The organism is Vibrio sp. 10N.247.310.17 (assembly GCF_041466605.1).
GTDB classification, from domain to species: Bacteria; Pseudomonadota; Gammaproteobacteria; order Enterobacterales; family Vibrionaceae; genus Vibrio; species Vibrio tasmaniensis_A.
The window spans coordinates 23,784-31,686 of the sequence record NZ_JBFSTC010000066.1; the positions used below are offsets into that span (position 1 = coordinate 23,784).

Here is a 7,903-nt window from a genome sequence, read left to right on the forward strand (position 1 = left end):
CGTGATAGAAAAATTAGAAAGCCAACTGCTTGATTTTGCGCAACAAGAAATGACACAAGATGCAGCGCACGACATCAGCCACATCAAACGCGTAGTCAAAACTGCTGAGGTTTTGTGTACTCAAGAACAGGCTAAGCTTGAGGTCGTTCTTCCTGCCGCTTACCTTCATGATTGCTTCACCTTCCCTAAGAACCACCCAGACAGAGCCCAAAGCTCAAAAATGGCGGCAGACAAGGCTATCTCTTATCTCAAATCTATCGAGTATCCTGCGTCCTACCTCGACGAAATCCATCACGCTATTGTCACTCACAGTTACAGCGCCAACATCACACCAGAAACCTTGGAAGCACAGATTGTTCAAGATGCAGATCGCCTAGATTCTCTCGGTGCGATTGGTATCGCTCGCTGCCTGTACGTAGGTCAAAGCTTTAACGCCGAGCTGTATAACCACGAAGACCCGTTTGCGAAGCAGCGTGACTTGGATGACAAGCATTACAGCGTCGACCATTTCTACGTGAAACTGTTTAAGCTCGCTGAAACCATGAATACAGAATCCGCCAAATTGGAAGCCAACAAGCGCACCGAGTACATGCGTGACTTTCTTGATCAGTTGGGTGCGGAAGTTTAGCGGCTTATAAAAAAAGACACACGATAAGGAAGAGATAAGAATATGGAAATAAACCGCTTTAAAGCATCCGACGCCGACGAGATCGTCACTTGGTTTGCATCCCAAGAAGACTACGTTCTATGGGGCGGACGAACCTTTGGCTGGCCGTTAGAAACAGCCTCCATCATCGAACGATCTCAAGAATCACATGTCGAGCTTTATACCTTTTCTGCATCTAAGTCATACTCTGAACCGAATACCGATTCAAACGCCAATGACTTGCTTGGCTTTATGGAGTTTCAACGCATGTCAGACAATGAACTTCGCTTTTGCCGAGTCGCGATTCACCCAAACCAACGAGGCAAAGGATTAGGGCAATTGATGCTTGAAACGGCCTTAGAGGCGGCGAAAGAAATCCCAAATATCACCACCATCACCTTGGCCGTATTTAAGCAAAACTACGGAGCAAAACGCTGCTACGGCAAAGCGGGATTTCAGGTAGTCGACAAAGAGCCGAGCGTGAAAGAGTTCAATGGCAAAACGTGGCCCTTGTATCAGATGGAATTAAAGCTCTGCTAGTTCATTTTAATTGTCAGGTTAATTTTAGTTACCAGGATTGTTTTAATTAACAGACTTATTTAGTTAATCGACTTGTTTTAATTGCCAGATTTGACCCCATATCATTGAGCATTAGCTACATACTCAAGATACACAGATGTAATTTGGAACCTCCAATGACCCAAGAAAAATTCGACACTATTTATCAACGTGCTGCTCACCGCAAAGGCGGAGCGGCCGAACTCGAAAAAATTGTTCGTGCACCCCTTTCCCAAGCCGAGCTATCGCAAATCACAGACGATCGTTGGCTAGCCGCCTTTACTGAAAAAGTATTCCAGTGTGGTATTTCATGGAATGTGGTGAGAAAGAAGTGGCCGCAATTTGAAGAAGTGTTTTTTGAATTCAACATCGAGAAAATGCTGATGCTGCCAAATGAGATGTGGGAACAGAAAGCGCAAGACCCGCGCATTATTCGCCACCTCACTAAAGTGATGACCATCCCTGCTAATGCCACCATGATCCACAATGCCAAGCGTGAAGCCGATTCATTCTCGCAAATGGTTGCCGACTGGCCATCAGAACGTATCACAGATCTGTGGGATTACCTGAAAAAACACGGCAAGCGATTAGGTGGTAATACTGGTGCCTACACTCTGCGTCAAATGGGTAAAGACACTTTCATCTTGTCGTCGGATGTTGAAGCGCACCTACGCAGTACCGATGTGGTAGATAGCGGCCGTAACACCAAGCGAGCACAACTGGCAGCGGGTAAAGCCTTCAACGAATGGCAGCAACAGTCAGGTCGTAGCCTGAGCGAAATCAGCCAGATCGTTGCCTACAGCTGTGGTGATAATCGCGTCTAGTGGTCATCGTAGTTAATTAAAGAACCCGTCCAGATTTATCTAGCCTTTAAAGACCCGTTGCGGATGCCACTGGTCTTTTTTTGTGCTTCATTCAAAGAAATGTAAATTAACCGCTGACAGACAACGATCTTCGGTGACGCCAAGTCATTATGTTGATAGGTTAATGTTTATACATCTCGATTTCAAACATATCTATAGCGCTCTCTAAAACATTCGTTTCTCCGCTAAATGGATGTACTAAACCTAGAAAGGAATTCTATGTTCGAACAGGTCATCAGCATTCTGTTTCCCGTTTTTGCTTTAGCCAGTGCTGGCTTTGCGGTCGGTCGTTGGCTCAAGCCCGATTTCAAACCGATCAATCGCATCAACATGGATGTGTGTATCCCTGCGCTAGTGTTTGCATCGCTGACCACCATGCCTCTCGACACAGAGCAATTGCCACTCATAACCGCTTCTTTGGTCGCAGTGTTAGTGCCTGCATTGTTGATGATTCCGATCTGTAAGATCTTTAAGCTCAATTTTAAAGCTTGGGCTCCGCCACACATGTTCCGTAATAGTGGCAACCTAGCCATTCCCCTATTCACCTATACCTTTGGCGAGAGCGCACTAGCCCCTGCGGTATTACTATTTGTGGTATCGGCATGTGTCCATATTAGTGTTGGCTTAGCGCTATTGAGCGACGGTAATCCGATCAAACAGATCCTCAAGATGCCAATTTTCTTAGCGGCTGCGCTAGCGATGACGCTCAACCTGTCTGGAATTACCGTGTGGAATCCGATCTACGAAGCCACATCACTGCTCGGGCAAGCTGCCGTTCCTATTATGCTGCTGTCGCTGGGTTCGCAAATGGTCAACTTGAGACTGAGCGGATTAAAGGTCGGCTTGTTGTGTACGGCTCAATCCCTATTTACAGGGGCGATCGCTTTTACCATCATCTACTTCTTTATCCCACTGCCGACGCTTCATCTACAAATGATGGTGCTGTTCACCATGCTGCCACCCGCTGTGATGAACTACCTGTTTGCAGAGAGGTTCAATGTCGAGCCCCCTAAGGTCGCGTCCATGGTGTTGTTTGGCAACTTCCTAAGTGTGGTTACCCTACCAATCTTGTTGTCGTTCGCACTGTCTTTATCGAGTTGAACCCCAAGCTAAAGGAAGGTTTGTCATTCGTTGCAGTTATAAAAAATGGGCAGATAAACTGCCCATTTTTGTGTTCAGAAAGTTAGGCATTAGAGTTAACTACTTCCAGAATTGAATGCTATTGAAGCCTTTGTATTGCTTTGTCGCTGCATCATATTTCGCTTTCATTGCAGTAAACTCAGCATCCGTTAAACCAGAAGCTGATGTAGAGTCTAGCTCCACTGCCTGAAGAATATCAGACGCACTTTTTTTCAAGCTAGCAACCGACACTTTCTTACTGCCATCATTCGTAAGAGTAGAAGTGGTCACTTTCTTTTTACCAGCAAGGTCAGCGGCTGTTGCTGAACAATCCTTTCCTCGATTAAATCCAGTGTACCAAGTTACCGTTGCCTTACCGTCAGCAATTTGCTTAATCGTACAAGCATCAGGGCTCAGACCAACTAATTTATTAGCGTTATTGAAGTTATAAGCGATCAAATCAGACGGGGCTTTGCTAGAGTACGTATCCTTTTGCTCAATATTGTTGTCGACAGAAGAACGCGCTAAACGGCTAACCGCTGCAGCAAAGTAGAAATCACCGTTAACATTAGAAGGCGCTACATGATCCTTTATCACCCAATGGAACGCTGTCTTTTTGTTGTCCAACGTAACTTTCGATCCGTAATGGTATGACACAGAGTTAACTATCGCTTTCTGACCATCGGCCATATCGTCAGCCCATTGATATGCCTTAAAGCCAATTTTAGTCCCGTCTTCTGGGCCTGCATCCACGTAATGTTCAACAGTGTACTTGCCGGCAGGGCTCGTCTTAACCTTAACGATATCACCGAGCAATTTACCCTTAGATGTGTACAAGAATGTATTAGAGATATCTAAACCAATAAGACTAATCTTATCAATTGTATATTGAGTCTCTTCACCGGTTCCGTAGCGTTTGAAGAAAACAAGATCTTCCGTTGTTTTCGCCATTGCTTTGTGTACTTTATCTAAATCAAAGGCACAAGTCGTCGCACCATCATCAGCTTCGAACGCAATCGTCGCGCCATCTTTTGAAATCACGCACACTTTATTGGTTAATTTGAACTCTTTAGCCTTCGACACAAATACATCACTGTGTGCTGGCTTAGAATTAGCGAGGTCATCAATAGAAACTAGAGTTTGCGGAGAAGTGCTAGGGGAAAGTGTAAGCGCCTTATCTAAATTCATAAATTCAACTTTATTTTGCTGAATTTTATCTACAGCGAACTTTATCGCCGCCTTAGATTTATAGTAGCCCTGTAGATTAATATCTTCGTTTGCATGAACCATTGTCGCAAGTGAAGAAACGCCTAGCACTAGTGGTAATAGTGTCTTTGTCATATTTTATGTTCCTTCTAGTGGTTTATTTGGACTGACTTGGAGCTTCAAATCCAGTAATGCTTGCAGATGAGAAAACAACAGAGCTCAATTTCTGTACATCACCCACGCTAAGTTTAAGAACAGAACGCTCGAGCGCTTGAGTAGAAACCGCTGTACTGCCGCCAGTACTACCACCACTGCTGCCAGTACCACTGCTGCTACCACCTTTAGTCGCACCGCCACCGCCGCCTCCACCACCGCATGCAGTAAGTGAAGCTAATAAGATTAAACCAACGATTTTCTTCATACATTTGTTCCTAAAACGAAATTTAGACCGCTTGTCTGTTTTCAATTAATTCAAGTGAGAATCAGAACATAGGGCGATACAAAAAAAAATTAAAATCGTTGTTGGTTATTGCAGTTATGTTTAATATACAACCATCAAGCAAAGGAATGGGTTATCGCCCCCCTATACAGCACAATCAAGATGGACAACAAGAACACACATTTTCTTTGACTTAACTTTCGAAGAACTTCATCGCTTTGGCGTGACAATAAATAAAGCATGACCAAGCGCTTTACTCCACTATTACTATCTTTTGTAAGTCATATGAAAATTAAAAATGTAATACCTCTACTGCTATGCCTCTTCTCTCATCAAGCTATATCTGCGGCAAATTTCACAACGGACTTTGTAGAACTTGGGATGCAAGCAAAGCCTATGGGGTTAAGCGTGGATGGTGGACGCGACATCAACGATAGCTTGGCAATTTTGGGCGGCCTTAGTACCAACACAGCCGAAGATGAAAGCAACTTTGATGCATACATCGGCCCTCAAGTTTATGGTCCAATAACTCAAGGGATCGACTTAAATACGCAGCTGCTACTCCATTTCAACAAAAACTCATACGCAGCTGGAGAAACGAAAGCTTATGTCGAATTTAATGCGGGTATTCGAGCGTGGATCACTCAGAGAGTAGAAGCCCATGTGCTTGCGGGTTCTAACGGAGAGCACTCAATCTTTACGTTTGGAGCTAGATTCCATGCCACAGATAAAGCCGTGTTTTCAGTTGCTTCCAAAAACAACGGTCTTTACGGCCCTCAATTACAACTTTCGGTTAGATACCAATTTAAGTAGCCACCTTTATAAACAACTTTCCGCTACTGTTGGATCTAACATAAAAATAGCGTCAGTAATTCAATACTGACGCTATTTTTTTATCTCTAATTCAGACACATCCTATTAGTTATACGCTTACCTAAAGTTATACGCTTGCCTAGCTATTGAGTTACCCATTGATATAGCGATGAACCGTGAACTACAAACATTCAGTGAACTATGAGCATTTATCCAACTTGAGCTCTGCTGTCACCTTAGTAAGACGTAGTGCAATCGCGAAACACACTAAGTAAGGACTCACATACCAAAAGATACTTTCTAGCGGCTGCTTTACCTGCGCTTCTCTGGTTTTTATATATTGGTTTTTCTGCTTTTCATACTGACTCAGCATACCATCCACCCACACCGCATCACTTTCAACTAACGACACGCTCGGCGCAGGAACCGTAAAATCCGATGCATTGGGTAACAAGGTGAAATCGACATCTTTAAACGTAATCGCCGTATTCAAATACCACAAACACGCGTCGTGGTACTGAGCGTAATTATCTAAAGATGGCTGACCTGTACAGGTATCACTTCTCAGCTTATCCAAAGAGAACTGCTGAACAGATTCTAAAATCGCCACCGCTCTGGTTTGTTCGGTTTCAACCCAATCACCCGCCACCTTCGCTCGAATCTCAGACACGGCACCAAGCATTCCGATACCCGCTAAAAACGGCCATAAATAATCCATACGCTTCCATTTTCGCCGACTCAGGTTGAATCCACACCAAATTGGAATATGTAAGAGGAGCGTGAGTCCAAGTGACAGCAGAACGAAGTTCAAGGAGCTAGAGAGCATGAGCTCGCTATCAAAAAAGTTCTTCATAATGAGAAGCTTGCCTGTATAACCAAGAGAAATTTGATACTAGGTTCGATATAAGAAAAGTGTGTAAGAGGAAAGTAAAAACAGCACTAAGAATTGGTGTTAACGCTGTTTATTTGGACATATAACCACCGATGGCAGGGCTTAACCACTCGTTACTCAGAAATGGCTAAGTTGTTCAGTTATTCAGTTGTTCACGATACACAAGATGCTAAAGGCTCTTACGCGCCAGACTTGAGGTAGATACCTACTTCTCTTAGCTGTGCTTTAATGTCTAACATTTGGACGTGCGATAGCACTAATTGGATCAAATTGAATATTGCTCCAGCGAACATCAAACCCGCGACATAACCAGACCATGCTTGGTGATCAACTTGATACAGAGTATTGAACGAAAGAACGAAGAAGATGAGACTGGAAAAACCAATAGCATACTCATTACAGTTGTAGACGTATGAATTCGTCCCGTAATCGTATTTGATTTTTACCTTTCCACCCGCTCTGCCTAGCTTAAGATTAAGAACATTTCCGCTAACCTCATATTCCAATCCATTAATTAATACAACGCGCTCTACTTTCTCAAGCATATCTGTTTTTTCCGTATTATTTTGAATACTGTCCATAGTCGTACCCTACTCCGTCACCTAAAAATTATTCGTAAGCGCTCAACCATGCTTTCAGAAGTTGATTAGCGTTCTTCTTCTGGCTCGCAGACAATGACTTAACCAGTTTTTTCTGCATTTCGACATGTTCAGTCATCATTTGATCGATCAGAATAAGACCATCTTTGGTTAGCTGAACACTCACGCTGCGTCTGTCTTCTTTGCTGTGCTCACGACTGATCAGCCCTTTAGCTTCTAGTTTATCAAGGCGATTGGTCATTGCGCCTGATGTCAGCATCATCGATCCGATCAGTTCTGATGGCGTCAGTTGATAAGGCTTCCCAGAACGTCGCAACGTTGCCAACACATCAAACTCACCAAGTTTCATGTCGTAATTTTTATGAAGCTCGGCAACTTGCGTCTCCATATACTTGGCAATACGCATAATCCGGCCCATCATTGCCATTGGCTCAGTTTCTAATTCAGGCTTTTCCTTTGCCCATTGCTCTACTACGCGGTCGATAGCATCCATTTGCGATCTCGCTCCGTTGTTAGTCTTGTTTACCTCAAACTAGTTTAACATAAAGATACTTTACAACCATATGATCTAGGTATACAGTTCATACAACCAACTATCTTAATGTAAAGATATTTTATATGAATATATTATTAGCAATGATTCCCGCGTTCTTTTGGGGAACAACCTATGCAGTGACGCAATTTACGCTACAGGAATGGCCCCCTTTATTATTGTAATGCCGATCGTTTAAGAAGACTTGAACGATCTTGCAGTTAGCAGATAATCCC

General features: G+C 43.6%; 10 protein-coding genes and 1 pseudogene. 6 read left to right on the forward strand and 5 right to left on the reverse strand.

The window, feature by feature from the left end:
• The first annotated feature begins 1 nt into the window (after position 1).
• From AB6D80_RS17010 to AB6D80_RS17025, 4 genes are all read left to right on the forward strand, one after another.
• Positions 2-628: an HD domain-containing protein gene (locus AB6D80_RS17010; protein ID WP_371708557.1), complete on the forward strand. Its 627-nt coding sequence runs from the start codon at positions 2-4 to the stop codon at positions 626-628.
• Between the two features lie 42 nt (positions 629-670).
• Positions 671-1,186 carry a GNAT family N-acetyltransferase gene (locus AB6D80_RS17015; protein WP_371708556.1) on the forward strand — a complete coding sequence of 172 codons (516 nt, stop codon included), beginning with the start codon at positions 671-673 and terminating at the stop codon, positions 1,184-1,186.
• Positions 1,187-1,341: 155 nt separating this feature from the next.
• Positions 1,342-2,028 carry a DNA-3-methyladenine glycosylase I gene (locus AB6D80_RS17020; RefSeq protein WP_102249922.1) on the forward strand — a complete coding sequence of 229 codons (687 nt, stop codon included), beginning with the start codon at positions 1,342-1,344 and terminating at the stop codon, positions 2,026-2,028.
• A 258-nt stretch (positions 2,029-2,286) separates the two neighbouring features.
• On the forward strand, positions 2,287-3,168 hold the full coding sequence (locus tag AB6D80_RS17025) for an AEC family transporter (RefSeq protein ID WP_269336883.1): 882 nt from the start codon (positions 2,287-2,289) through the stop codon (positions 3,166-3,168).
• A 99-nt stretch (positions 3,169-3,267) separates the two neighbouring features.
• Here the strand turns inward: AB6D80_RS17025 and AB6D80_RS17030 are convergent, their stop codons facing one another.
• Both AB6D80_RS17030 and AB6D80_RS17035 read right to left on the reverse strand, forming a co-directional pair.
• Positions 3,268-4,527, reverse strand: a complete 1,260-nt coding sequence (locus AB6D80_RS17030; RefSeq protein WP_371708554.1) for a hypothetical protein — start codon at positions 4,525-4,527, stop codon at positions 3,268-3,270.
• Positions 4,528-4,549: 22 nt separating this feature from the next.
• Positions 4,550-4,813: a hypothetical protein gene (locus AB6D80_RS17035; RefSeq protein ID WP_371708553.1), complete on the reverse strand. Its 264-nt coding sequence runs from the start codon at positions 4,811-4,813 to the stop codon at positions 4,550-4,552.
• Between the two features lie 303 nt (positions 4,814-5,116).
• On the opposite strand from AB6D80_RS17035, the gene AB6D80_RS17040 reads away from it, so the two are divergent.
• Positions 5,117-5,644, forward strand: a complete 528-nt coding sequence (locus AB6D80_RS17040) for a hypothetical protein (RefSeq protein WP_371708552.1) — start codon at positions 5,117-5,119, stop codon at positions 5,642-5,644.
• A 199-nt stretch (positions 5,645-5,843) separates the two neighbouring features.
• Here AB6D80_RS17040 and AB6D80_RS17045 read toward each other — a convergent pair whose 3' ends face one another.
• The 3 genes from AB6D80_RS17045 to AB6D80_RS17055 form a co-directional block, all read right to left on the reverse strand.
• Complete coding sequence (locus AB6D80_RS17045; protein WP_029224076.1) at positions 5,844-6,362, reverse strand: hypothetical protein; 519 nt, start codon at positions 6,360-6,362, stop codon at positions 5,844-5,846.
• 353 nt (positions 6,363-6,715) lie between these two features.
• Complete coding sequence (locus AB6D80_RS17050; protein WP_083994638.1) at positions 6,716-7,117, reverse strand: hypothetical protein; 402 nt, start codon at positions 7,115-7,117, stop codon at positions 6,716-6,718.
• 28 nt (positions 7,118-7,145) lie between these two features.
• Positions 7,146-7,628: a MarR family winged helix-turn-helix transcriptional regulator gene (locus tag AB6D80_RS17055; RefSeq protein WP_065680207.1), complete on the reverse strand. Its 483-nt coding sequence runs from the start codon at positions 7,626-7,628 to the stop codon at positions 7,146-7,148.
• 125 nt (positions 7,629-7,753) lie between these two features.
• On the opposite strand from AB6D80_RS17055, the pseudogene AB6D80_RS17060 reads away from it, so the two are divergent.
• Positions 7,754-7,849, forward strand: a pseudogene (locus AB6D80_RS17060) (EamA family transporter); the annotation flags it as partial.
• Positions 7,850-7,903: the final 54 nt, after the last annotated feature.